We start from the raw sequence: 24579 nt of genomic DNA on the forward strand, positions 1-24579 counted from the left end.
GTACCGAGCGGCCTCAGGCGACGGGCTCGCGGGCGGGAGGCGGCGCCACCCGTGCGGCCGCGCGGGCGGCCCGGCGTCCCCGGGCGGCACCGGAGGTGACGAGGCTCCCGAGCAGCGCGACGAGGACGCCCGCCGCCGCGACGACGAGGAAGCCCGCGCCCCAGCCGGTGTGGTCGATGACGAACCCGGTGAGGGGCGCACCGAGCGCGGTGCCGGCGGTCATCGAGGAGCCGTGCCAGCCCATCGCCTCGCCGCGGGCCGACGCCGGGACCGCCCGGCTCACCTGGTCGATCGTCGCGGTGATGGTCGGGGCGCAGAACAGGCCGGAGACGAGCGCGAGGACCCCGAGGGTCCAGGGGCCGCCGGCGAGCGCCAGCGGAGCGGTGGTGACGGCGAGGCCGCCGAGCAGCCAGAAGGCGCTGACCGAGCGGTGCATCCCGCCGTAGACGAGGCCGCCGACGAGCGAGCCGAGGGCCCAGACCGCGAGGACCGGGCCGATGGCGCCCGGCGCGCCGAGGTCGCGCAGCGCGGCGACGACGCCGAGGTCGGTGCCGGAGAGGACGACGGTGCTCGTCGCGGCTCCGAGGCAGACGACGAGGAAGCCCGGGCGCAGCCAGGCCGAGCGAGGGACGGCAGCCCGCGCCGGCTCGTCGGGGTCGACGTCCTCGCGCAGGACCGGGTTCGCGACCCAGAGCAGGACCCCGGCGAGGACGCCGGCGCCCTGGACCGCGAGCAGGACGAGGTCGGTGCGCCACGCGGCCGCGGCCCAGACGCCGAGCGCCGGCCCCACCATGAACGAGAGCTCGACCGCGACCGCGTCGAGCGAGATGGCGGTGCGCCGGTCCTCCTCGGGGACGGCCGCGATGACCGCCTGCCGGATGATGCTGAAGGACGGGACGACGAACAGCCCGGCGAGGGTCGCGAGCCCGAGCAGCCACCAGTAGCCGAGGAACGGCGCCACCGACCAGCACGCCGCCGTGACGAGCACCGACGGCGCGACGACGCGGCGCAGCCCCCGACGGTCGAGCAGGCGCCCGCGCCACGGCCCGGAGACGGCGATCGCGAGGGTCGCCGCCGCGGCGACGACACCCGCCTCGCCGTAGGAGCGACCCAGCGCCGAGACGACGTGGAGCGTGATGACGACCCCGCCGGCGAAGATCGGCATCCGCACGAGCACCCCGAGGAGGAGGGCACGGCGCAGGGCGGGCACCGCGAGGACGCGGCGGTAGCGGGTGGTCACCCGCCGATGGTCGCACCCACCGCCGACACCGGCGAAAACGGAGGGCGCGTGCCTCAGGGGCGGCCGGCGACCTCGAGGGCCTCGGGGAGGGTGAACGCCCCGCGGTAGAGCGCCGACCCGACGATGGCGCCCTCGACGCCGTCGGCGACGAGCCCGCGGACCGCGGCGATGTCCTCGAGGGTCGAGATGCCGCCCGACGCGACGACGGGCCGGTCGGTGCGGGCGCAGACCTCGCGCAGCAGTCCGACGTTCGGGCCCTTCATCATCCCGTCCTTGGCGACGTCGGTCACGACGTAGCGGGCGCAGCCCTCGCGGTCGAGCCGCTCGAGGGTCTCCCACAGGTCGCCGCCCTCGCTCGTCCAGCCGCGGGCGGCCAGCGTGGTGCCCCGGACGTCGAGGCCGATGGCGACGCGGTCGCCGTGCTCGGCGATGGCGCGGGCCGTCCACGCGGGGTCCTCGAGGGCGGCGGTGCCGATGTTGACGCGCCGGCAGCCCGTGGCGAGGGCCCGGGTCAGCGAGTCCTCGTCGCGGATGCCCCCGCTCATCTCGACGTGGATGTCGAGGCGGCCGACGATCTCGGCGAGCAGGTCGGCGTTCGAGCCGCGCCCGAAGGCGGCGTCGAGGTCGACGAGGTGCAGCCACTCGCTGCCCTGCTCCTGCCAGCGCAGGGCGGCCTCGATCGGGTCGCCGAACTCGCCGCCGCTGCCGGCGACGCCCTGGACCAGCTGGACGGCGCGGCCCTCGACCACGTCGACGGCGGGCAGGAGCTCGAGGCGGGGCTGGTCGCTCATGGGTCCAGTCTGCCGGTCGCCCACCGGCCGCCACCGACCGGTCCACCCGACCTCACACCCACCCTCGGACCTCACGCGTATCGGGTGACCCGATACCGCTGCGCTTCACCCGACAACCGTTCCCGGGTACAGCGCGGTCGTATCGGGTGACCCGATACGCGCGTGACGTGGGGGATCGGCCCGGGGACCTGGTGTCCCGCTGATGGCGCGGTCAGAGCGAGCGGACCCAGTTGGCGAGGAGGGTGAGCCCCGCCTCGCCGGACTTCTCGGGGTGGAACTGCGTCGCCGCGAGCGGACCGTTCTCGACCGCGGCGACGAACCGCTCGCCGTGCGTGGCCCACGTGACCTTCGGGGCGACGGCCGCGAAGGTGTCGTCCGGGGGCGCGAGCTCCCAGTCGTGGACCGCGTAGGAGTGGACGAAGTAGAAGCGCTCGGACTCCACCCCGGCGAACAGGGAGCTCCCGGAGGGGACCTCGACCTCGGACCAGCCCATGTGCGGCACCACCGGCGCGTGCAGCCGGGTGACGGTGCCGGGCCACTCACCCACCCCGGGCACCGGGGCGCCGCTCGGCTCGGCCGAGCCGTCGAAGAGCACCTGCATCCCGACGCACACCCCGAGGACCGGGCGGCCCCCGGCGAGGCGTCGGCCGATGATGAGCGGGCCGCGGGCGGCGGCGAGCCCCGCCATGCAGGCGTGGAAGTTGCCGACGCCGGGCACGAAGAGGCCGTCGGCGGCCAGCGCCGCCTCCGGGTCGCCGGTCAGCGTGACGCGGGCGCCCACGTGCTCGAGCGCGCGCACGGCCGAGCGGACGTTGCCGCTGCCGTAGTCGAGCACGACGACGTCGGGGCTCATCGGACCTCCCGCTCCCGGCCGACGGAGGGCTCGCCGCGGGCGGCCTCCCACTCGGCGCGGTGCTGTGCCTCGTCGGCGACGAGGCGGTCGAAGGCGAGGACGCCGCGGGCGCCGGGCTCGACGTCGGCAGCGCCGGCGGGGTGGCCGCGCACGAGCAGCTCCTCGCCGGGCAGCCCGAGCAGGCGCAGCACGGTGACGAGGACGTCGAGCGGCTCGCCGTCCCCGGCGCGCAGCACGCCGGCCACGTCCTGGACGCGGGCGCCGCCACCGGCGGCCCCGACCAGCTCACCGAGGGCGAGCCGTGGCAGGGACGGCGTCTCGACCACCCCGGTCCGGGGCTGCCAGACGAGCCAGTGCTGGGCGCGCCGGACGCCCCCGGGCTGGAGGGTGACCACCGCGTGACCGCCCAGGGCGAACATCCCGATGGCCGGGCACGCCGAGCGGGGCACCGGCCGGGCGGCCAGCACCTCGAGGGCGACGTCGAAGGGGGCGGCGCTGCGGGCCGCGTCCTCGGCGACCGTCACCGCCGTCCAGCGCCCGTACGGCACGACCGTCGCCGCGACGAGCCCACGGCGCAGCCACCGGCCGACCGCGGCGGGTGGCCGGCGCACGAGGAGCAGCCCGTGCCCCGCGCTCGGGCGCGCGTCGGCGGCCACGGCGTTAGAGCGCACCCTTCGCGCTCGGGACGCCCTCGACCCGCGGGTCGCGGGCGACGGCGGCGCGCAGGGCGCGCGCGAGCGCCTTGAACTGGGCCTCGACGACGTGGTGCGGGTCGCGGCCCGCGAGGACGCGGACGTGGAGGGCGACCTGGGCGTGGAAGGCGAAGGACTCGAGCACGTGGCGCGTCAGCGAGCCGACGTAGTGGCCGCCGATGACGACGTGCTCCTGGCCGGCCGGCTCGCCCTCGTGGACGCAGTAGGGGCGGCCGGCGACGTCGACGACGGCGAGGACGAGCGCCTCGTCGAGCGGGACGGTGGCGTCGCCGAAGCGCGAGATGCCGGACTTGTCGCCGAGCGCCTCGCGGACGGCCTGCCCGAGGACGATCGCGACGTCCTCGACGGTGTGGTGGGCGTCGACGTGGGTGTCGCCGTCGGCGCGCACCGTGAGGTCGATCAGCGAGTGCTTGGCGAGCGAGAGGAGCATGTGGTCGTAGAAGGGGACGCCGGTGCTCACCTCGCCGCGGCCGGTGCCGTCGAGGTCGACGGTCACCTCGACGGTGCTCTCGGACGTGGCCCGGCGCACCGTGGCGGTGCGGTGGGTCTCGGCGGTGCTCACGGGGCTGCTCCAGCGTGGGTGGGGACGAGGGCGGTCAGGGCGTCGAGGAAGGCCGTGGTCTCCTCGGGCGTCCCGGCGGTGACACGAAGATAGTGCGGGATGCCGACGTCCCGGACGAGGACACCCCACTCCAGCAGCGCCTGCCACGTCGCGTGGCTGTCGCGCAGGCCGCCGAAGAGGACGAAGTTGGCGTCGCTGGCCACCGGGTCGAGCCCGAGCGCGGCGAGCTCGGTGACGATGCGGTCGCGCTGGTCCTTGACGACGCCGACGGTCTCGAGCATGAGGTCGGCGTGGGCGAGCGCGGCGCGGGCGACGGCCTGCGTCGGCGAGGACAGGTGGTAGGGCATCCGGACCAGCCGGAGGGCGTCGACGAGGACCGGGTCGGCCGCGAGGTAGCCCAGGCGGCCCCCGGCGAGGGCGAACGCCTTGCTCATCGTCCGCGTGACGACGAGCCGCGGGCGCCCCTCGAGGAGGGTGAGGGCCGACGGCGTGCCGGGCCGCGCGAACTCGGCGTACGCCTCGTCGACGACGACGAGGCCGTCGGTGGCGTCGTGCACCGCCTCGACCGTCGCGAGGTCGAGCGCCGTGCCGGTCGGGTTGTTCGGCGAGCAGAGGAAGACGACGTCCGGGCGGTGCTCACGCACCTGGGCGACCGCGGACGCGGCGTCGAGGTCGAAGGCCCCGGCACCCGCGACGCCCCGCATCCCGTCGACCCACGTCGTGCCGGTCGTCGTCGTGATGATCGGGTGCATCGAGTAGGCCGGGGTGAACCCGAGCGCCACCCGGCCCGGGCCGCCGAAGGCCTGGAGCAGGTGCAGGAGCACCTCGTTCGAGCCGTTGCCGGCCCAGACCTGCTCGGCCGTGACGGCGGTGGCGCCGCGCGAGAGGTAGGCGGCGAGGTCGGTGCGCAGGGCCGTGAACTCGCGGTCCGGGTAGCGGTTGAGCCCGGTGGCGACCTCGGCCACCGCGCGCGTCATCGCCTCGGCGACGACCGCCGGCACCGGGTAGGAGTTCTCGTTGGTGTTGAGGGCCACCGGCACCTCGAGCTGGGGTGCCCCGTAGGCGGTCCGGCCCCGCAGGTCCGGCCGGAGCATCGCCTCGATCGTCGTGCGGGGGTCCATGCCGTGGAGTCTAGGAGGGCTGCCGGGAGGGGCTGCGCGGCGGACCACCCTGCGGCCCGCCGCGCCGCCCCGTCGCGGCCCGTCCCGGTCAGAAGTCGTCGTCGAACGTCACCGAGCCGCCGACCCCGACCTGGTAGGCCGAGACGCGGCGCTCGAAGAAGTTCGAGAGCTCCTGGACGTCCTGCAGCTCCATGAACGCCAGCGGGTTCGGGGAGCCGTACAGGGGCGTGATGCCGAGCCGCTCCAGCCGCCGGTCCGCGACGTGCTCGAGGTAGGAGCGCATGTCGGCGGTCGACAGCCCCGCCACCCCTCCCCCGAGCAGGTCCTGCGCGAACTGCGCCTCGGCGTCGACGGCCTCCGCGAGCATCCGGCGCACGTCGTCGGCGAATGCGTCGTCGACGAGGTCCGGCTCCTCGGCGCGGGCGGTGTCGAAGACGTCGAAGGCGAACGCCATGTGCATCGACTCGTCGCGGAAGACCCAGTTCGTGCCGGAGGCGAGGCCGTTGAGCAGGCCGCGCGAGCGCAGGAAGTACACGTACGCGAAGGCGCCGTAGAAGAACAGCCCCTCGATGCACGCCGCGAAGCACACGAGGTTGAGCAGGAACGCCCGCCGGTCCTCACGGGTCTCGAGGGTCCGCAGGTCGGCCAGGGAGTCGATCCACCGGAAGCAGAAGTCGGCCTTGGCCTTGATCGACGGGATGTTCTCGACGGCCGCGAACGCCTCGAACCGCTCGCGCTCGTCGGGGACGTAGGTGTCGAGCAGCGTCAGGTAGAACTGCACGTGCACCGCCTCCTCGAAGAGCTGGCGCGAGAGGTAGAGGCGCGCCTCGGGGGCGTTGACGTGCTCGTAGAGGTTGAGCACGAGGTTGTTCGCGACGATCGTGTCGCCCGTCGCGAAGAACGCGACGAGGCGCTTGACGAGGTGCTGCTCGGCCGCGCTGAGCCTCCGGAGGTCCGCGAGGTCGGAGTGCAGGTCGACCTCCTCGACCGTCCACGTGTTCTTGATGGCGTCGCGGAACCGGTCGTAGAAGTGCGGGTAGCGCATCGGCCGGAGCGTGAGGCTCATGCCGGGGTCGAGCAGCCGCGCGTCCTGGCCGGAGGTCGAGGCGGTGGTGGGCGTGGTGGCGGGGGTGGTCACTGGCAGGCCTCGCAGCTCTCGGGGTTCTCGAGCGAGCAGGCGAGGGCCTCCTCGTCGGTCGGGGTGGTCGTCGTGGGCAGCGGTGCGGCGGAGCGGGTCTCGGACACCGTCGCCTGCTGGATGCGCGTCGCCGGCCGCGAGCGCAGGTAGTACGTCGTCTTGAGGCCGGACTTCCACGCGTGGAGGTACATCGACGACAGCTTCCCGATCGTCGGGCTGGCCATGAAGAGGTTGAGCGACTGGCTCTGGTCGACGTACGGCTGGCGGGCGGCGGCCATCGCGATGAGCGCCCGCTGCGGCAGCTCCCACGCCGTGCGGTAGAGCGTGCGGACGTCTTCGGGCAGGTCGGTCAGACCCTGCACCGACCCCTCGGCGCGCTTGACGGCGTCCCGCGTGGCGGCGGTCCACAGGCCGCGGGCCTTGAGCTCGCGCACGAGGTGGCCGTTGACCTGGAGGAACTCGCCCGACAGCGTCTCGCGCTTGAAGAGGTTCGAGACCTGCGGCTCGATGCACTCGCCGCAGCCCGCGATCGAGGCGATCGTCGCGGTCGGGGCGATGGCGACGACGAGGCTGTTGCGCAGTCCGTGCTCGGCCACGTTCTCGCGCAACCGGTCCCAGCGCTCGGGCTGCGTCGGCGTGACGTCGAAGTGGTCCGGGTGGAGGACCCCGCGGGCCGCCCGGGTGCGCCGGAACGCCGGGTGCGGGCCGTGCGCCGCGGCGAGCTCGCTGGAACGCTCGAGCGCCGTCAGCAGGACCTCCTCCGCGATCCGCGTCGAGAGGGCGAGGGCCTCCTCGGAGTCGAAGGGCAGCCGCAGCGCGAAGAGGACGTCCTGCAGGCCCATGTAGCCCAGCCCGATCGGGCGCCAGCGCGGGTTGGACGCCGCCGCCTGCTCGCTCGGGTAGTAGTTGACGTCGACGACGCGGTCGAGGAAGGTCACGGCCGTCCGGACGGTCGCGCGCAGCTTGGCCCAGTCGACGTCGGTGCGGTCGGCCGTCAGGTGCCGCGAGAGGTTGACCGAGCCGAGGTTGCAGACGGCGGTCTCCTCGTCGCTGCTCACCTCGAGGATCTCGGTGCAGAGGTTCGAGAGGTGCACGACCTGGCCGGGCTCGGCGGTCTGGTTGCACGCGCGGTTCGCGGCGTCCTTGAACGTCATCCAGCCGTTGCCGGTCTGGGCGAGCGTGCGCATCATCCGTCCCCACAGCTCGCGCGCGGGCACCTGGCGCACGACCCGGCCCTCGCGCTCGGCGGCGCGGTAGGCCTCGTCGAACTCCTCGCCCCAGAGGTCGGTCAGCCCGGGCACCTCGCTCGGGTCGACGAGGCTCCACGGCTCGTCGGCCTCGACCCGGCGCAGGAACTCATCGGGCAGCCAGTTGGCGAGGTTGAGGTTGTGGGTGCGGCGGGCGTCCTCGCCGGTGTTGTCGCGCAGCTCCAGGAACTCCTCGACGTCGGGGTGCCACGGCTCGAGGTAGACGCACGCGGCGCCCTTGCGCCGGCCGCCCTGGTTGACGGCGGCGACGCTCGCGTCGAGGGTGCGCAGCCACGGGACGATGCCGTTGCTCGTGCCGTTCGTGCCGCGGATCAGCGCGCCGCGCCCGCGGACCCTCGAGAAGGCGATGCCGATGCCGCCGGCGAACTTCGACAGGCGCGCCACCTGCTGGTAGCGCTCGTAGATGGAGTCCAGCTCGTCGCGCGGGCTGTCGACGAGGTAGCAGGAGCTCATCTGCGTGTGGCGGGTGCCGGAGTTGAACAGGGTCGGGCTGCTCGGCAGGTAGTCCAGGCGCGCCATCAGCCGGTAGAGCTCGAGCGCCTCACGGGTGCTCGTCGCGAGCCCGCAGGCGACGCGTAGGAGGAAGTACTGCGGCGTCTCGAGGACCAGCCGGGTCGTCGGGTGGCGCAGCAGGTAGCGGTCGCAGACGGTCCGCAGCCCGAAGTACTCGAAGAGCCGGTCGTTGGCCGGGTCGACGGCGCGGTCGAGCTTGACGGCGTTGGCCGCGACGAACTCCGCCGTCGCGTCGCCGATGAGGCCCTCGGCGTGCCCGAGCGCGACCGACTGGCTGAAGGACGCGACCCCGTGGCCACGCACCTCCTTGTCGACGTAGCCGGCGAGCAGCCGTGCTGCCAGGCGGCTGTACTCCGGCTCCTCGCCGATGAGCTCGGCGGCGGTCTGGATCGAGAGCCGGTCCAGCTCGGCGGTCGTCGCGCCGTCGTAGAGGCCGCTGATGGTGCGGGTCGCGACGCGCAGCGGGTCGACCTCGTCGAGGCCGTCGCTGACGCGCTCGACCGCGCGGACGATCTTCGTCACGTCGACGGGCTCGGTGTCCCCGTCGCGCTTGCGCACGCGCATCGCGGTGCGGTGGGTCCCCGGTGCCGGCTGGTCGGGGGTCGTGGTCGCCGGGGCGGGGCCCTGGGCGGTGGTGGTCATGCTCTCTCCTCGCGAGCTCGATGAGCCTGCCGCGAGCCGCGCGAGGGGTGACGAGGAGCGTCGGGAGCGCCGGGTGGGCGGCGTCGCGCACCGTCCCCCGGACAACCCACCTGCCCTCCGTCGGCCGTCCCACGAGACCGCGAAAGGTGCCGCCCCCGGGTGGGGACGGCGCGACTGGCAGGTCTTCGGACTCGCGGGCCCGGCTCGCGCCGCCTACTGCCCGTCGCTTCCCAGGCCTCTCGGCCCAGTGCTCTGACGGGGGTCGTTCCCACTCACCGCTGCGGGGCAGTCCCGGACTCTCACCGGGTTCCCTCTTGCCCCTCTTCCCACCCGGGGGTGGATCGAGGACCAGCTGCGAGACACACCATATGTGGGGTCACCGACAACACGTCGCACCCACATGTCGTGGCGTGTCGCCGTCGTCCGGGGCGCTGCTCCTCACCACGCGGGCTCGGACCGTTCCCTTCTCCCGGCGACCTGCGCAGGTCCCGGTGCGGTCGCACACGCAGCCGCGCAGGTCGCACGGAGGAGCGAGCGGATGCCCGCTCGACGACGGAAACCCCGCACGTGCGGGGACATCGCGCTCGCCGAACCGGCGCGACCACGAAAAGCCCGCACGTGCGGGGACATCGCGCTCGCCGAACCGGCGCGACCACGAAAAGCCCGCACGTGCGGGGTATCCGTGGGCTCTGGTTCGGTTCGCGGGGTGGCGGCCAGATGTCGCCGCCATCCGGCGAACCGGACCAGAGGCGGGCGTCAGGCGCCGGGCTCGACCTCGGGGACGCGGGCCAGGACGGCCTCGCCGTGGCCGGGGAGGTCCTCGGCGCGGGCGAGCGAGACGACGTGCGCCCCGACCTCGCGCAAGGCGTCCTGCGTGTACTCGACGACGTGGATGCCGCGCAGGAAGGACTGCACCGACAGGCCGCTGCTGTGCGCCGCGCACCCGCCGGTCGGCAGGACGTGGTTGGACCCGGCGCAGTAGTCGCCGAGGCTGACCGGCGACCACGCGCCGACGAACACGGCGCCGGCGCTCGTGACCCGGGCGGCGACCGCGGCGGCGTCGGCCGTGATGACCTCGAGGTGCTCGGCGGCGTAGGCGTTGACGACGTCCAGCCCCACCTCGACGTCGTCGACGAGGACGATCGCCGACTGGCGGCCGGCGAGCGCCGTGGCCACGCGCTCGGTGTGCTTCGTCGCCGCGACCCGACGCTCGAGCGCCTCCTCGACGGCCTTGGCGAGCTCCGGGCTGTCGGTGACGAGCACGGCCGCGGCCAGCGGGTCGTGCTCGGCCTGCGAGACGAGGTCGGACGCGACGTGGTCGGCGTCCGCGGTGGCGTCGGCGAGGACGGCGATCTCGGTCGGGCCGGCCTCGGCGTCGATGCCGATGAGCCCCTTGAGCAGCCGCTTCGCCGCGGCGACGTAGATGTTGCCGGGGCCGGTGACGAGCGAGACCGGGTCGCAGACGTCGTCGCCGTCCTCGACCCCGTACGCGAACGCGGCCACGGCCTGCGCGCCCCCCATCGCCCACACCTCGTCGACGCCGAGCAGGTGGCAGGCCGCGAGGATGGTCGGGTGCGGCCACCCGCCGTGGTCGCGCTGCGGCGGGCTGGCGACCGCGAGCCCCGGCACGCCGGCGAGCTGGGCGGGCACGACGTTCATCACGACGCTGCTCGGGTACACCGCGAGACCGCCGGGGACGTAGAGGCCGACCCGGTCGACCGGCACCCAGCGCTCGGTGACGGTGCCGCCGTCGGCGACCTGCGTGGTCGTGTCGCGGCGGCGCTGGTCGGCGTGGACGAGGCGGGCGCGGCGGATGGACTCCTCCAGCGCGGCGCGCACGACCGGGTCCAGGGTCTCGACGGCGCGGGCGATGACGTCGGCGGGGACGCGCAGCGCCGGCGGGCGGACGCCGTCGAAGCGCTCGGCGGCCTCGTAGAGCGCGGCGGCCCCGCGGTCACGGACGTCCTCGACGATGGGGCGGACCGCCGCGAGGGCGGCCTCGACGTCGAACTCGGCGCGCGGCAGCGCGGCCCGCAGCTCGCGCAGGCCGGGGCGGCGTCCGCGCAGGTCGAGGCGGGGGACAACGGTCGTCGTGCGGTCGGGCATGGCGTCCAGTCTAGGTTCGGTGCGTGAGCGCCCCGCGCCGACGTTCGACAGCCGGCGTCCGTCCGGCTCAGCCGGTCTCGGCCTCGTCGTCGTCCCGGCCCGCCGCTCGGCGCGGGGGACGCAGCGCCTGCTCCAGCACCTGGAGCAGCGAGCGCTCGGTGCCGGGCTCCGGCTGCGACGCCAGCAGGTCCGTCACCCGGCTCGCGATCGTCGCGAGCTTGACGTTGCCCCGCTGCGAGTAGCGCGAGAGCAGCCCGAAGGCGGCGTCGGCGTCGAGCCCGTAGGCGAACATCACCGCGCCCTTGACCTGCTCGATGGCCGCGCGGTCGGCCGTGGCGGCGGCCACCGCCTCGGCCGACACCTGGCGGCTGGCCCGCGACACGTCGAAGGCGATGCCCCGCAGGGCGGTCGGCTCCCCCGCGGCGTCGCGGATGACGTCACCGACGAAGGCGATGACCCGCTCGCGCTCCTCGTCGTCGCGCAGCCGGTACTGCCCGGCGAACGGTCCGGGCTCGCGGACGGCCTGCTCGAGGACCTCCGCGACCACCGGCCGGTCGGAGGGGTGCATCCGCTCGAAGACGAGGACCGAGGGGTCCCGACCGGTGTCGCGGACGCCGATGAGGACGTACATCTCCGGTGACCACGTCCAGCGCGCGGACGCGATGTCGAACGTCGCCTCCGCGAAGACCGCGCCGCCCTGACCTGCAGGGACACCAGGAGTCGATGCCACGCCGGAAGCATGCCACGGGCCCGCGACGCCCCGCACCGCGGTGTCGAAGGATGGGGGTCAGGCGTCGTAGAACTCGGCCTCGAAGGCCGCCCGCGCCCGGCGCGCCACCCGCCGGTAGCGCTCGGCGAGGTCCTGGGCGGTCCCGGACTCCATCCCGAGGATGCGGGCCACGCCGTCGGCGTCGCGGTCGTAGGTGGGGACCGAGTCGACCCCCTTGCCCCGGAAGAGGACCCCGGCGTTGCGCATCGCGGACGCCAGCCGCCACGCGCCGGCCAGCGCCGACGCGTGGTCGGCGTCGACGAGCCCCAGCTCCGCCGCCGCCTCGAGGGCCGCGAGGGTGGACGGCGTGCGCAGCCCGGGGTGCGCGTGCGCGTGGCGCAGCTGGACGAGCTGGACGACCCACTCGACGTCCGACAGGCCGCCGTGGCCGAGCTTGAAGTGCGTCTTGCGGTCGGCGCCGCGCGGCAGCCGCTCGGACTCCATCCGGGCCTTGAGCGTGCGGATCTCGCGCACCTGCCCGGCGTCCAGACCGCCCTCGGGCCACCGGATGGGGGCGACGAGGTCGACGAAGCGCTGCGCGAGGTCGGGGTCGCCCGCGACGGGGGTGGCGCGCAGCAGCGCCTGCGCTTCCCAGACCAGCGACCAGCGGGCGTAGTACTCGCGGTACGAGGCGAGCGAGCGCACGAGCGGGCCCTGCTTGCCCTCGGGTCGCAGGCCGGCGTCGACGTCGAGGACCGGGTCGGGCCCGGGGCGTCCGAGCAGCGTGACGAGCCGGCGCACGACCTCCATCGCCTGGGCCTGCGCCGCGACCTCGTCGGCACCCGGCAGCGGGTCGTGGACGAAGAGGACGTCGGCGTCGGAGCCGTAGCCCTGCTCGCGCCCGCCGAGCCGGCCCATCCCGACGACGAGCAGCCGGGTCAGCGGCTCGCCCTCCCCCACGACCTCGCGCAGGCACATCTCGAGGGTCAGCTCGAGCAGCGCCGAGGTGAGATCGGTCATCGCGGCGCCGAGGTCGAGCGGCCCGAGCGTGCCCGCGAGGTCGGCGACGGCGATGCGGAACAGCTCGGAGCGCCGGATGACGCGGGCGGCGAGGACCGCCGACTCGGCGTCGTCCTTGCGCCCGGCCGCCGAGCGCATCCGCCGCAGCACGTCGTCGCGCGATCGCGGCGTGAGGCCGCTGGAGTCGCCGAGGAACTGCACGCACTCGGGCGCCTGCTCGAGCAGCGACGCCGCGTACCGGCTGCGGGCGAGGGTGTGCGCGAGGCGTTCCGCCGCGGACCCCTCGTCGCGCAGGAGCCGCAGGTACCAGTGGGTCGAGCCCAGCTCCTCGCTGATCCGGCGGAACGCGAGCAGCCCCGCGTCGGGGTCGGCCTCGTCGGCGAACCAGCCGAGCATGACGGGCAGGAGCTGGCGCTGGATGGCCGAGCGGCGGCTCACCCCGCCGGTCAGGGCCTCGAGGTGGCGCAGCGCGTTCGCCGGGTCGCGGAAGCCCAGCGCGGAGAAGCGCTCCCGGGCCGCCTCTGGGGTCAGGCGCACGTCCTGGTCGGACAGGCGCGCCACGGCCGAGAGCAGCGGCCGGTAGAAGATGCGCTCGTGGAGCCGGCGCACCTCGCGCCGCCGGGCCCGCCACTGCTCCATGACCGTCTCGCCGGGGGCGCTCCGGTGCCCCATCGACCGCCCGAGGCGGCGCAGGTCGTCCTCGCCGGTCGGCATGAGGTGCGTGCGGCGCAGCCGGTACAGCTGGATGCGGTGCTCGAGCGCGCGCAGGTAGCGGTAGGCGTTCTCGAGCACGGCGGCGTCCTCGCGGCCCACGTAGCCGCCGGCCGAGAGCGCCGCCAGACCCTCGAGGGTGGTCGCCGTCCGCAGCGACTCGTCGGCGCGGCCGTGGACGAGCTGGAGCAGCTGGACGGAGAACTCGACGTCGCGCAGGCCGCCGGCACCGAGCTTGATCTGGCGGTCGGCCTCGGCCTTGGGGATGTGCTCCTCCACGCGGCGACGCATCGCCTGGACGTCGTCGACGAAGTGCTCGCGGGTCGAGGCCTGCCAGACCATCGGCTGCACCGCGTCGCAGTAGGCGGCCCCGACCTCGACGTCGCCGGCGACCGGGCGCGCCTTGAGCAGCGCCTGGAACTCCCACGTCTTGGCCCAGCGCTCGTAGTAGGCGAGGTGGCTCGCGACGGTGCGCACGAGCGGGCCGTTCTTGCCCTCGGGCCGCAGCGCCGGGTCGACCTGCCAGAGCGACCCCGCACCGGTCGAGGCCGAGCACAGCCGCATGAGCCGGGTCGCGAGGTCGGTGGCCACCGCCACGGCCTCCTCCTCCGGCACGCCGTCCGCGGGCTCCGCCGCGAAGATGACGTCGACGTCGGAGATGTAGTTCAGCTCGCGCCCACCGGTCTTGCCCATCGCGACCACCGCGAGACGGGTGCGCGCGGCGTCCGGGCCGACCTCCTGCCGGGCCAGGTGCAGGGCGGCCTCGAGGGCGGCGGCGGCGAGGTCGGCGAGCGCCTCCGCGGTGGACGGGAGCACCTCGAGCGGGTCGTCGGCGGTGAGGTCGAGGGCGGCGATGCCGATGAGCTGCTCGCGGTAGCCGACGCGCAGCGCGTCGGCGCCGGTCAGCTCCCCCGGCTCGGCCACCTGCCCGACGAGCCGGCGGACCCGCTCCGCCGCCGGCACGGGGGCGGCCTGCGTCGCCGCGGTCCACTGCTCCGGATGGGCGACGAGGTGGTCGGCCAGCGCGGTCGAGGCGCCGAGGACGGCGAGCAGGCGGTGCCGGGCGACGGGGTCGGACCCGACGACCCGCACCACCTCGGCCCGTCGCGCGCGGTCGACGGCGACGGCCTCCATGAACCGGACCAGCCCGAGCAGCGCCGCGTCGGGGTCGGCCGTGCGGGCCAGCGACTGGCTGAGCCCGCCGGTCTCGATCCGCGCGGGGTCCCCGGCGAGCTCGGCGACGGCGGGGTCGTCGAGCAGGGCGTTGGCGCGGCGGGGGTCGGCGAAGCCGAGGCGGGCGATCCCCGCCGGGACGGACTCGGGCGCTCGGGAGCTCACGGTCCGACGCTCAGAGCGCGGGCAGGTAGCGCTCGAGCTCGAAGGCGGTCACCTGGTTGCGGTAGTCGGCCCACTCGGCCCGCTTGTTGCGCAGGAAGAAGTCGAAGGTGTGCTCGCCGAGGGTCTCGGCCACGAGCTCGCTCGACTCCATCACCTCGATCGCCTCGGACAGGCTCGCCGGCAGCGGCTGGATGCCCATCGCGCGGCGCTCGGAGTCGGTGAGGCTCCACACGTCGTCCTCGGTCTCGGGCGGGAGGTCGTAGCCCTCCTCGATGCCCTTGAGCCCGGCGGCGAGCAGCACCGCGAAGGTGAGGTAGGGGTTGCACGCGGTGTCGATGCTGCGCACCTCGACGCGGGTGCTCTGCCCCTTGTCCGGCTTGTACATCGGGACCCGGACGAGGGCCGAGCGGTTGTTGTGGCCCCACGTGAGGTGCGCGGGCGCCTCGCCGCCGCCCCAGAGGCGCTTGTAGCTGTTGACCCACTGGTTGGTGACCGCCGCGGTCTCGGCGCCGTGGTGCAGCAGGCCGGCGATGAACTGCCGCCCGACCTTCGAGAGCTGGTAGGGCGCGCCGGGCTCGTGGAAGGCGTTGGTGTCGCCCTCGAAGAGCGACATGTGCGTGTGCATCCCCGAGCCGGGGTGCTCGGCGAACGGCTTCGGCATGAACGAGGCGTAGATGCCCTGCTCGAGCGCGACCTCCTTGACGACCGTCCGGAAGGTCATGATGTTGTCGGCCGTCGTCAGCGCGTCGGCGTAGCGCAGGTCGATCTCGTTCTGGCCCGGGGCGGCCTCGTGATGGCTGAACTCGACCGAGATCCCCATCTCCTCGAGCATCGTGATCGCCGCCCGGCGGAAGTCGGCGCTCGAGCCGTGCGGCGTGTGGTCGAAGTACCCCGAGGTGTCGATCGGCGCGGGGCTCTGCCCCGGCACCCAGCCCTGCTTGAGGAGGAAGAACTCGATCTCGGGGTGGGTGTAGAAGGTGAAGCCCATGTCGGCGGCCTTCGCGAGGGCCCGCTGGAGCACGTGCCGCGGGTCGGCCATGCTCGGCGTGCCGTCGGGCAGCGTGATGTCGCAGAACATCCGGGCGGTGCCGTTGCTCTCGCCGCGCCAGGGCAGCACCTGGAACGTGGACGGGTCCGGCTTGGCGAGCATGTCCGACTCGTAGACGCGGGCGAAGCCCTCGATGACCGAGCCGTCGAACCCGATGCCCTCGGCGAAGGCCCCTTCGAGCTCGGCCGGGGCGACGGCCACCGACTTGAGGGTGCCGAGGACGTCGGTGAACCAGAGCCGGACGAACCGGATGTCGCGCTCTTCGATGGTGCGGAGGACGAACTCCTGCTGACGGTCCATGCGCAGCATCCTGCCGCATCCGTGCGTCACGGGGGCGACGGGACGCCGAAGGGGGCCCGGGCGTCTCGCCCGGGCCCCCTCCGTGTGTGAGCGGGGTGCTCGTCAGGTCACTTGAAGGCGACCTTGACCATGAGCGTCCGACCACCGTTCTTCGACTTCTTGACGGTCATCGTCGTGCCCGAGCCCGCGACCTTGGTCGAGTTCCAGGGGTTGATCGAGGACCAGTACTTCGTCGGGTTGCTGTCGTCGAAGGTCGCGATGCCCTTCGAGGACGGCACCGTCGAGGCGGACCCGTTCTTGTGGAACGTCACGCGGTCGGTGCGCTCGAGGCCGAAGGTGGCGTCGAACGGCTGGCGACGGTTGCCGAGGAGCGAGCCGTCGGCGAAGGCCACCGGGTTCGGACGCGCGTCGACCGGGAGGACCTGGCCACCGCCCGGGTGGGCGCTGGTGTTGTTGTCGCCGTACTCACCGTTGGCGAACCAGACGAGCATGCCGTTCTGGTACGGGAAGCGCTCGACCCAGTCGGGACGCGTGTTGCTCCAGCCGAAGTTGTACGGACCCGTCTTGAGGGTCTTGTCGTACCCGCTGTAGGTGCGGTTCTCGGCGAAGTAGGTGTCCTGCACCTGGCGCTCGGTCGTGCCGTTGATGATCTCGAAGCCGCCCTTGGCGGTCCACGCGCCGGCGCCGGACTCGACGTCGTCGGTGGTCGTCATCGTGCCGACCTTGGTGGTGATGTCGTCGACGAAGGCCTCGGAGGCGACACCGCCGTCGGTGGACATCCGGAAGCGGAACTGGACCTTCTTGCCGGCCCAGTCGGAGAGGTCCCAGCTGGCCTTGGTCCAGGCGAGGGCGCTGTCGGTGTCACCGTCGAGCGAGCCGTCGATGCCGTCGCCGACCGGGGTCCAGGTGGCGCCGCCGTCGGCGGAGACCTCACCGTAGAGGTAGTCGTAGTCGACCTCGATGTTGCCCGAGACGAACGCCTCGACCGAGCCGGAGGTCGCCCCCGTGAGGTCGACGTCCTTGGTCAGCGTGGAGGACAGGTCGTTGCCGAGCCCGCTCCACCACTCGCCCTTGCCGGAGTGCGGCGTGTTCTTCTCGGTGACGACCGTGCGCTTGGGCAGCGGCACGATGATCGCCTGCGCCTCGCTGTTGGTCACCTTGTCGGCGGAGCCGAGCTTGACCGTGGTGTCCTGGCCGTAGGGCACGACCACCGGGTCGAGCCAGCCGAGCTGGAGCTTCTCCCACGGGCCCATGTAGCCGGGCGTGGTGCCGATGGAGTCCTTGCCGTGGTTCAGCCACGAGCCGCCGGACATGAGGGTCCAGAAGCCGGTGCCGTTGTCGCCACCCGCGGTGTCGTAGAGGTCCGGCAGACCGAGGTCGTGGCCGAACTCGTGGGTGAAGACGCCGAGGCCGCCGTTCTCGGGCTCGGTCGTGTAGTCACCGATCCACATGCCGGAGTCACCCAGCGGCACACCGCCGAGCTTGTTGCCCGCGGGGCCGGTCTTGCCCTGGTCGGTGGAGTAGGCGTACCAGCGGTGGGACCAGATGGCGTCCTCGCCCTGCGCGCCGCCACCGGCCTCCTCGCCCTCACCGGCGTGGATGGCCTGGAAGTGGTCGATGTAGCCGTCGGGCTCGTTGAAGTTGCCGTCGCCGTCGTAGTCGTAGCGGTCGACCTTGTCGAACTGGGCGAGGTACTTCTTGATCTGCTTGTCGGTCTTGCCCTGGGCCTTCTGGTCGTCGTACCAGGCCTGGGCGGTGTCCTTGACGAACGGCCAGTAGGTGGTCGCGTCCGAGTACTTGTTCGAGCCGTAGCGCGCCTCGTTGTAGGGCACCTTGACCCAGTCGGAGACGTCGCCCTTGGCGAGGAAGCGGCCGTTGGACTGCTTGAGGTAGAAGTCCTTGAAGGACTCGCCGTTGCCGAACATCATGTCGAGGTAGTGCTGCCGGTTGAAGTCCGCGAGCCAGTACGTCGAGTTGTCGTTCTTGCGGTCCGGCTTCGGGATCTGGTTGTGCACGGGGCCGGCGGTGCCGCCGGTCGCCGCGTTGACCTTGTCACCGAAGTCGACGAGGACGGTGAAGATGTCCTCCTCGCGGTCGACCGGGTAGTTGACGTACTTGGTCTTGCCCGCCGTCCTGCCCTTGCGGTTGGCGTCGCCCTTCTTGCTCTTGACCTCGATCACGCGGTTGCCGTTGATCGTGGTCGTCTTCGCCGTGCCGTTGACGAGCTGCTTGACGGCGTCCTCGCGCAGCTCGGCCTGCGCCTCGGCGAGGGGGTTGGGCAGGTTGTCGAGCTTCTTCGCAGTGCCCTTCTCCGGGGTGTCCGGACCGGCGGGGACCGCCTGTGCCGTGGTCGGGGCCAGCGTCAGCGCGAGGGCTGCCACCGCCACACCCGACACCACGTTCACGTGTCGTCTCTTCACGAGATCTCCTCCATGGGTGGATGCCCCGCGTCCTGTCAGCGCAAGGCACCGTGGACGTAACCACAGGATCGGCGGCAGATCGAGGGTTGACCGGTGGGTTTTTCGGCGAACGGTCGTCCGGACGGGACCGAAAGTCACCGGCGGGGGTATCGTCGAGATGGTCGAATTCGTTCGCCCGCACCGGAATTGCGCAAAAAGTCTGCACTTCACCCCGCAAAGGTAAATTCTTTACCAAGGCGCTCGACGCGTGTCGGCCTACGATCGGGCCCATGAGCGAGCAGGCCGCGGGCTCCCCCGCACCCGAGTCCACCGCCCCCTACGGCACCGGGGCCCAGGCCGCGCCGCAGCGTCGCGTCCGGGTCCCGCACCTGCTCGCGATGAAGGAGCGCGGCGAGCGCTGGGCGATGCTCACCGCCTACGACATGTACACCGCCGAGATCTTCGACGAGGCCGGCATCCCCGTCCTGCTCGTCGGCGACTCGGCCGGCAACAACGTCTACGGCTTCGAGACGACCGTGCCGGTCACCGTCGACCACCTCGTCCCGCTCGTGCGCGCCGTCACGAGCGCCGCCCGCCGCGCGATGGTCGTCGCCGACCTGCCCTTCGGCAGCTACCAGGCGAGCCCGCAGCAGGCCCTGGCGACGGCGACCCGCTTCATGAAGGAGGGGATGGCGCACGCCGTCAAGCTCGAGGGCGGCGCCGCGATGGTGCCCGAGGTCGAGCTGCTCGTCCGCGCCGGGATCCCGGTCATGGGGCACATCGGCTTCACCCCGCAGAGCGAGCACGTGCTCGGCGGCTACAAGGTGCAGGGGCGCGGGGCGGGGGCCGAGAAGCTCCTCGCCGACGCCCTCGCCCTCGAGGCGGCCGGCTGCTTCGCCGTCGTCATGGAGATGGTCCCGGCGCCGGCCGCGGCCGAGGTCACGAAGGCCCTGCACATCCCGACGATCGGCATCGGCGCCGGGCCGGAGTGCGACGCGCAGGTCCTCGTCTGGCAGGACATGGCCGGGCTGCGCGGCGGGCGGGCGCCCCGCTTCGTCAAGAAGTACGCCGACCTGCGCGGCGAGCTGCTCGGCGCCGCGCGTGCCTACGCCGACGACGTCGCCGGCGGCACCTTCCCCGCCGCCGAGCACTCCTTCGAGTCGTGACCGGGAACCCGGCCACCGGCAGCGAGCGTCCCAGCGCCATGTGGAGCCCGACCCCGCCCCCGCCCCGCCCGGGGCCGCCGACCCGCTGGTCGGCCCACCAGCACGGCCCGGAGGCCGCCCGCGCCTACCGCCAGCGCTTCCTCGACCTCGCGGCGTCCGGCCGCGACCTGCACGGCGAGGCCCGGTTCGTCACCGAGCTCGCGCCGCCCCCCTCCCGGGTCCTCGACGCCGGGTGCGGCTACGGACGGGTCGCGAGCGAGCTGACCCGGCTCGGCCACTACACCGTCGGGGTCGACGCCGACCCCGACCTCGTGGCCCTCGCCGAAGAGGACCACCGGACCCGGTTCGTCGTCGCCGACCTCGCGACGCTCGACCTGCGCACGGAGCAGGAGTTCCACGTCGTCGTCATGGCGGGCAACGTCGTGCCCTTCCTCGCGGACGGCACGCTTCCGGCGGTGCTCGAGCGGCTGACCGCGCACCTGGCGCCCGGCGGGCACCTCGTCGCGGGCTTCTCGCTCGCGGGGTCGCTGCCCGACGGCGCCGCGGCGGTCGCGCCCGCCGACTACGACCGGTGGGCCCGCGCGGCCGGGCTCTCGTTCATCGGACGCTTCGCCGGGTGGGACCGCACCCGGTTCACCCCCGACAGCGACTACTCGCTGTCGGTGCACCGCCGCCTCGGCGGCTGAGCCCTCCGCTCAGGACGAGGTGCTCCCGCGCTCGTCCCACTCCTTGTCCTCGGCGTCCCAGCGCTCGGAGTTCTCGCGCGCCTTCTGCAGGGCCCCCTCGGCCGCCTCCCGCGAGTCGTACGGGCCGAGGACGTTCGCGTCCTGGCTGCGGTCCGCGTCGGTCTCGACCTGGCCGGTGTCGACGTTGTACCAGTAGGACATCTCGGGTTCTCCTTCGCCGGGGCGCTCTGCCTAGACTCCAACCTATGCCCCTGACCCACGCCAGCGTGGCGCCCGGTGCGGTGTCCCCGCGTCGCGACGTGCCGGCCGGCATCCCCCGGCCCGAGTACGTCGACCGCCCTGCCCCCCAGCCGTACACCGGGCCGGAGGTCAAGGACGCCGAGACGATCGAGCGGATGCGCGTCGCGGGCCGCATCGCCGCCGACGCCATGGCCGCGGCCGCCGCCGTCATCGCCCCCGGCGTGACGACCGACGAGATCGACCGGGTCGGGCACGAGTACCTCCTCGACCACGGCGCCTACCCATCGACCCTGGGCTACCGCGGCTTCCCCAAGTCGCTGTGCACCTCGGTCAACGAGGTCGTCTGCCACGGCATCCCGGACGACCGCCGGCTCGAGGACGGCGACATCGTCAACATCGACATCACCGCGTTCGTCGGCGGCGTCCACGGCGACACCGACGCCACCTACCTCGTCGGGGAGGTCGACGAGGAGTCACGCCTGCTCGTCGAGCGCACCCACGAGGCGATGATGCGGGGCATCCGCGCCGCCCGCCCGGGGCGCGAGATCAACGTCATCGGCCGGGTCATCGAGTCCTACGCGAAGCGCTTCGGCTACGGCGTGGTCCGCGACTTCACCGGGCACGGCATCGGCACCGCGTTCCACAGCGGGCTCATCGTCCCCCACTACGACGCCGCGCCCTCCTACGACACCGTCATCGAGCCCGGCATGACCTTCACGGTCGAGCCGATGCTCAACCTCGGCACCCACGAGTGGGAGATGTGGGACGACGGGTGGACGGTCGTCACGAAGGACCGCCGACGTTCGGCACAGTTCGAGCACACCGTCCTGGTCACCGAGGACGGTCCCGAGATCCTCACCCTGGGAGACGCAGCATGAGCACCGGACACCCCCTCGGCATCGACGTCGGCGGCAGCGGCATCAAGGGGGCGCCCGTCGACCTCGCGGAGGGCACCTTCGCCCAGAAGCGGCTGCGGATCGACACCCCGGCGGTCTCGACCCCCGAGGCCGTCTGTGACGTCATCGCCCAGGTCGTCGACCACTTCGACGAGGTGCGCAGCGACTCCCCCATCGGCGTGACGATCCCCGGCGTCGTCCAGCACGGCGTCGTCAAGACCGCGGCGAACATCGACAAGTCGTGGATCGGCTGCGAGATCGAGAAGCTGCTCGAGGACCGCCTCCAGCACGACGTCGTCGTCGTCAACGACGCGGACGCCGCGGGCGTGGGCGAGCTCAACTACGGCGCGGCCAAGGGGCACGACGGCCTCGTCGTCCTCACGACCCTCGGCACCGGCATCGGCACGGCGATCTTCAACGAAGGGGTGCTGGTGCCGAACTCGGAGCTCGGGCACCTCGAGATCGACGGGCACGACGCCGAGACGCGGGCGGCCAGCTCGGCCAAGACGCGCGAGGACCTCAGCTACCCCGAGTGGGCCGAACGTCTCCAGCGCTACTACCGCGTCCTCGAGGACCTCATCTGGCCCGACCTCATCGTCGTCGGTGGCGGCGTCTCCAAGGACTCCGACGAGTTCCTGCCGCTCCTCGACATCCGCACCCCGATCGTCCCGGCGGTGCTGCGCAACAAGGCCGGCATCATCGGCGCCGCCGTGCTCGCCACCGCGAGCCAGCAGCGGCACGGCCGCCACACCGGCTGACACCGTGGGCGGCGCGACCTGGCTCCTCGTCGTCGCGTCGGTCGCGGTCGCGGCGACCGCCGGGGTGTTCGTCGCCTTCTCGACGTTCGTCATGCGCGCCCTCGGCGACCTGCCGCCGGCGGACGCCGTCCGGGCGATGCAGGCGGTCAACCGGCGCGCCCCGTCGCCGGCGTTCATGGCGCTGCTCGTCGGCTCGACGCTGCTCGCGGTCGCGGGGGCGGTCGGGGCGGTGGTCACGGGAGGCCGCGTCGTCCCGGCCGTCGCCGGTGCGTTCCTGGCCGTGGTGGCGTTCGCCGTGACCGGTGTCGTCAACGTGCCGCTCAACGACCGGCTGGCCGCGACGGACCCGTCGGACGGGGCCCGGGCGTGGCCCGCCTACGCCGGCCCGTGGACCCGCGCCAACCACGCGCGGGCCGGGCTCGGGCTGCTGTCGGCGCTGCTGCTCGCCATGGCCGCCGTCCCGGCCTGAGGCGGGGCTACTCGCCCTCGCGGAACTCGGTCGGGCCGGCGCCGGCGAGGTCGTGGATGCGGGTGTCGGGGCTGCCGAGCTGCTCGGCCTGCCCGAGGTAGAGGGCGCGGCCGCGGGCCCGGAGCAGCCCGTCGTGGACGGGCACCGCGTGGGCAGCCGCGTGCCGGCGCAGGAACGCGGTCATCTCACGGCTGCGCGCCCACGGCGCCTGGAGCGGGAAGGCGAGGACGTCGACCGGGCCGGGGTCGGCGTCGAGCGCGTCGCCGGGGTGGAAGAACGAGGGCTCGCCGTCCGCGTCGAGGCGCACGCCGACGTTGGGGATGCGCGGGATCTCGTCGTGGATGAGGGCGTGCACCTCGCCGACGGGCGTGACGGTCACCTCGCCGACCCGCGTCGGGCCGTCGTGCCCCCGTGCCTCGATGCCGGCCTGCACGAGGACCTCGAGGCTGCCGGGGTCGGCGACGACGAGCGCGCCGGGGCTGGCCGCGAGGAGGGCGGGGACGCGGTCGAGGTCGAGGTGGTCCGGGTGCTGGTGGGTGACGAGCACCGCGTCGAGGTCGCGGACGCCGGTGAGGTCGTCGGCGAAGGTCCCGGGGTCGATGAGCAGACGGGTGCCCGCGCACTCGACGAGGAGGCAGGCGTGACCGAGGTGGGTGATCCGCATGGACCCCACGCTAGGCCGCCTCAGCCCAGCGCGGGCTCCGCGTCGTCGTCGCGTCGGGAGCCGTTCGCCACGGCGGGGTCGGCGACCTCCGCGGCGTCGTGGCGCGGGACGCGGGCGTCGACGACGTCGGCCGCCGCGACGAGGTCGTCGGGCAGCACGGTGAGCTCGGGCGGGCAGCTGGTGAGCGCCTTGGCGCCCTCGCCGGCGACGAAGAGCGGCAGCGAGCGCCCGAGGCGCACGAGCGAGGGCATCCGGGCGTCGAAGGCGGTGCGCCGCACCCCGGCGAGGACGACGGCGTCGGCGCGCAGGAAGCGCGCGGCCTCGCCGATCGCGGTCATCGGGGAGTTGGCACCGAGGCTCACGACGCGCCACCAGCGGGCGTGCAGCATCGCGCCGAACAGCTCGAGCGGCAGGTCGTGCAGCTCGCGCGGGGGGCAGGCCAGGACGACGGTGCGCGCCTGCGGGCCCGAGACCGGCAGCCGCAGCTCGCCGAGGACGCCGCGGAACGCGCTGGAGACGAAGTGCTCGTGGACGACCCCGAGGCGTCCGGCCTCCCAGTCGTCGCCGACCTCCTTGAGCACCGGCATGATGACGCCGGTCACCGTGTCGTCGACCCCCGAGACGAGCAGCGCGTCGAGGAGCACGTCGCGGACCGCCCCGCCGTCGAGCTCGCGGGTGGCGGCCATGACGCGCTCACGCGCGAGACCGAGGTCGATCGCCGGGTCACCGGGCACCGGAACGCCTGCTTTCTGTCGGGAACCCGAAGAGCCTAACCTTAGACAAGCGCCGATCTTGCATCGCGGGTCGGGGAAAACGCGCTGGTCACGGGTGCGCCGGGGGACGAGCCGGGCTGTAGGCCGGGTTCTGTGCCGTGCGCCGTCGCCGGCCGCACGGTGACGGTCATCCATCTCGGGTGGCCGTTGCCGACCACCTCCAGCGCCCTACCCGGATGCTCGGGCGGGCCGCCCTCGAACGCATCCTGTCTGGGCTTGCTCCGGATGGGGTTTACCGAGCCGACCTGGTCACCCAGGCCGCTGGTGGTCTCTTACACCACCGTTTCACCCTTGCCCCGCTCGCTCGCGCGACCGGGGCGGTCTGTTCTCTGTGGCACTGTCCCGCGGGTCACCCCGGGTGGCTGTTGGCCACCATCCTGCCCTTCGGAGCCCGGACCTTCCTCGGCGGTGGGTCTCCCCACCGACGCGACCGTCCGCCCGGCTCGTCCGCGGTG

General features: G+C 73.6%; 21 protein-coding genes, 1 other RNA gene and 1 riboswitch. Of the genes, 5 read left to right on the plus strand and 17 right to left on the minus strand.

Features of this window, described 5'->3' with window-relative positions:
* Positions 1-13 precede the first annotated feature (13 nt).
* From IG69_RS0117100 to IG69_RS0117160, 13 genes are all read right to left on the minus strand, one after another.
* On the minus strand, positions 14-1240 hold the full coding sequence (locus tag IG69_RS0117100) for an MFS transporter (protein WP_030529386.1): 1227 nt from the start codon (positions 1238-1240) through the stop codon (positions 14-16).
* Between the two features lie 53 nt (positions 1241-1293).
* Complete coding sequence (gene priA, locus IG69_RS0117105; RefSeq protein ID WP_030529387.1) at positions 1294-2031, minus strand: bifunctional 1-(5-phosphoribosyl)-5-((5-phosphoribosylamino)methylideneamino)imidazole-4-carboxamide isomerase/phosphoribosylanthranilate isomerase PriA; 738 nt, start codon at positions 2029-2031, stop codon at positions 1294-1296.
* A gap of 211 nt (positions 2032-2242) precedes the next feature.
* The gene (gene hisH / locus IG69_RS0117110) at positions 2243-2884 is read right to left on the minus strand and encodes an imidazole glycerol phosphate synthase subunit HisH (RefSeq protein WP_030529388.1); all 642 of its coding nucleotides are present in this window, start codon (positions 2882-2884) and stop codon (positions 2243-2245) included.
* Entirely contained in the window at positions 2881-3540 is a 660-nt protein-coding gene (locus tag IG69_RS0117115) for a hypothetical protein (RefSeq protein ID WP_051750699.1), read from the minus strand. The genes hisH and IG69_RS0117115 overlap by 4 nt, the downstream gene beginning before the upstream one ends.
* Positions 3541-3544: 4 nt before the next feature.
* On the minus strand, positions 3545-4159 hold the full coding sequence (hisB, locus tag IG69_RS0117120; RefSeq protein WP_030529390.1) for an imidazoleglycerol-phosphate dehydratase HisB: 615 nt from the start codon (positions 4157-4159) through the stop codon (positions 3545-3547).
* Positions 4156-5280 carry a histidinol-phosphate transaminase gene (locus IG69_RS0117125; RefSeq protein WP_036830537.1) on the minus strand — a complete coding sequence of 375 codons (1125 nt, stop codon included), beginning with the start codon at positions 5278-5280 and terminating at the stop codon, positions 4156-4158. The genes hisB and IG69_RS0117125 overlap by 4 nt, the downstream gene beginning before the upstream one ends.
* 88 nt (positions 5281-5368) lie before the next feature.
* On the minus strand, positions 5369-6418 hold the full coding sequence (locus tag IG69_RS0117130; RefSeq protein WP_030529392.1) for a ribonucleotide-diphosphate reductase subunit beta: 1050 nt from the start codon (positions 6416-6418) through the stop codon (positions 5369-5371).
* Positions 6415-8841, minus strand: coding sequence for a ribonucleoside-diphosphate reductase subunit alpha (locus IG69_RS0117135; RefSeq protein ID WP_030529393.1), 2427 nt, complete (start codon positions 8839-8841; stop codon positions 6415-6417). The genes IG69_RS0117130 and IG69_RS0117135 overlap by 4 nt, the downstream gene beginning before the upstream one ends.
* Positions 8842-9000: 159 nt before the next feature.
* Positions 9001-9209: riboswitch (cobalamin riboswitch) on the minus strand.
* Positions 9210-9597: 388 nt separating this feature from the next.
* Positions 9598-10947, minus strand: coding sequence for a histidinol dehydrogenase (gene hisD, locus IG69_RS0117140; RefSeq protein WP_030529394.1), 1350 nt, complete (start codon positions 10945-10947; stop codon positions 9598-9600).
* A gap of 67 nt (positions 10948-11014) precedes the next feature.
* Positions 11015-11677, minus strand: coding sequence for a PAS and ANTAR domain-containing protein (locus IG69_RS0117145; RefSeq protein WP_157577700.1), 663 nt, complete (start codon positions 11675-11677; stop codon positions 11015-11017).
* Between the two features lie 57 nt (positions 11678-11734).
* Positions 11735-14725, minus strand: coding sequence for a bifunctional [glutamine synthetase] adenylyltransferase/[glutamine synthetase]-adenylyl-L-tyrosine phosphorylase (locus IG69_RS0117150; RefSeq protein WP_030529396.1), 2991 nt, complete (start codon positions 14723-14725; stop codon positions 11735-11737).
* A 10-nt stretch (positions 14726-14735) separates the two neighbouring features.
* Positions 14736-16073, minus strand: a complete 1338-nt coding sequence (locus IG69_RS0117155) for a glutamine synthetase family protein (protein WP_030529397.1) — start codon at positions 16071-16073, stop codon at positions 14736-14738.
* Between the two features lie 107 nt (positions 16074-16180).
* Entirely contained in the window at positions 16181-18454 is a 2274-nt protein-coding gene (locus IG69_RS0117160) for an immune inhibitor A domain-containing protein (protein WP_084696904.1), read from the minus strand.
* A 308-nt stretch (positions 18455-18762) separates the two neighbouring features.
* On the opposite strand from IG69_RS0117160, the gene panB reads away from it, so the two are divergent.
* Together panB and IG69_RS0117170 are read left to right on the plus strand one after the other, a co-directional pair.
* Positions 18763-19638 (plus strand): 3-methyl-2-oxobutanoate hydroxymethyltransferase, encoded by an 876-nt coding sequence (gene panB, locus IG69_RS0117165; RefSeq protein ID WP_030529399.1) that lies wholly within the window; start codon positions 18763-18765, stop codon positions 19636-19638.
* Entirely contained in the window at positions 19635-20324 is a 690-nt protein-coding gene (locus IG69_RS0117170) for a class I SAM-dependent methyltransferase (protein ID WP_245616186.1), read from the plus strand. The genes panB and IG69_RS0117170 overlap by 4 nt, the downstream gene beginning before the upstream one ends.
* 9 nt (positions 20325-20333) lie before the next feature.
* On the opposite strand, the gene IG69_RS0117175 is transcribed toward IG69_RS0117170, so the two are convergent.
* Positions 20334-20525: a hypothetical protein gene (locus IG69_RS0117175; RefSeq protein WP_030529401.1), complete on the minus strand. Its 192-nt coding sequence runs from the start codon at positions 20523-20525 to the stop codon at positions 20334-20336.
* A 44-nt stretch (positions 20526-20569) separates the two neighbouring features.
* On the opposite strand from IG69_RS0117175, the gene map reads away from it, so the two are divergent.
* Genes map through IG69_RS0117190 form a run of 3 tightly spaced genes read left to right on the plus strand, consistent with a single transcriptional unit; the run spans position 20570 to position 22687 of the window.
* A complete protein-coding gene (gene map / locus IG69_RS0117180; protein WP_030529402.1) occupies positions 20570-21442 on the plus strand; it encodes a type I methionyl aminopeptidase in 873 nt (290 codons plus the stop codon).
* Complete coding sequence (gene ppgK / locus IG69_RS0117185) at positions 21439-22218, plus strand: polyphosphate--glucose phosphotransferase (RefSeq protein WP_030529403.1); 780 nt, start codon at positions 21439-21441, stop codon at positions 22216-22218. The genes map and ppgK overlap by 4 nt, the downstream gene beginning before the upstream one ends.
* A gap of 4 nt (positions 22219-22222) precedes the next feature.
* On the plus strand, positions 22223-22687 hold the full coding sequence (locus IG69_RS0117190; protein ID WP_030529404.1) for an anthrone oxygenase family protein: 465 nt from the start codon (positions 22223-22225) through the stop codon (positions 22685-22687).
* A 7-nt stretch (positions 22688-22694) separates the two neighbouring features.
* Here the strand turns inward: IG69_RS0117190 and IG69_RS0117195 are convergent, their stop codons facing one another.
* The 3 genes from IG69_RS0117195 to rnpB all read right to left on the minus strand — a co-directional run bounded on the left by IG69_RS0117195 (position 22695) and on the right by rnpB (position 24570).
* Positions 22695-23351: an MBL fold metallo-hydrolase gene (locus tag IG69_RS0117195; RefSeq protein ID WP_030529405.1), complete on the minus strand. Its 657-nt coding sequence runs from the start codon at positions 23349-23351 to the stop codon at positions 22695-22697.
* Between the two features lie 20 nt (positions 23352-23371).
* On the minus strand, positions 23372-24085 hold the full coding sequence (locus IG69_RS21285) for a cobalamin B12-binding domain-containing protein (RefSeq protein WP_030529406.1): 714 nt from the start codon (positions 24083-24085) through the stop codon (positions 23372-23374).
* Between the two features lie 103 nt (positions 24086-24188).
* Positions 24189-24570, minus strand: an RNA gene (gene rnpB / locus IG69_RS21305) — RNase P RNA component class A.
* Positions 24571-24579: the final 9 nt, after the last annotated feature.

This window comes from Phycicoccus jejuensis (assembly GCF_000720925.1).
GTDB lineage: Bacteria > Actinomycetota > Actinomycetes > Actinomycetales > Dermatophilaceae > Phycicoccus > Phycicoccus jejuensis.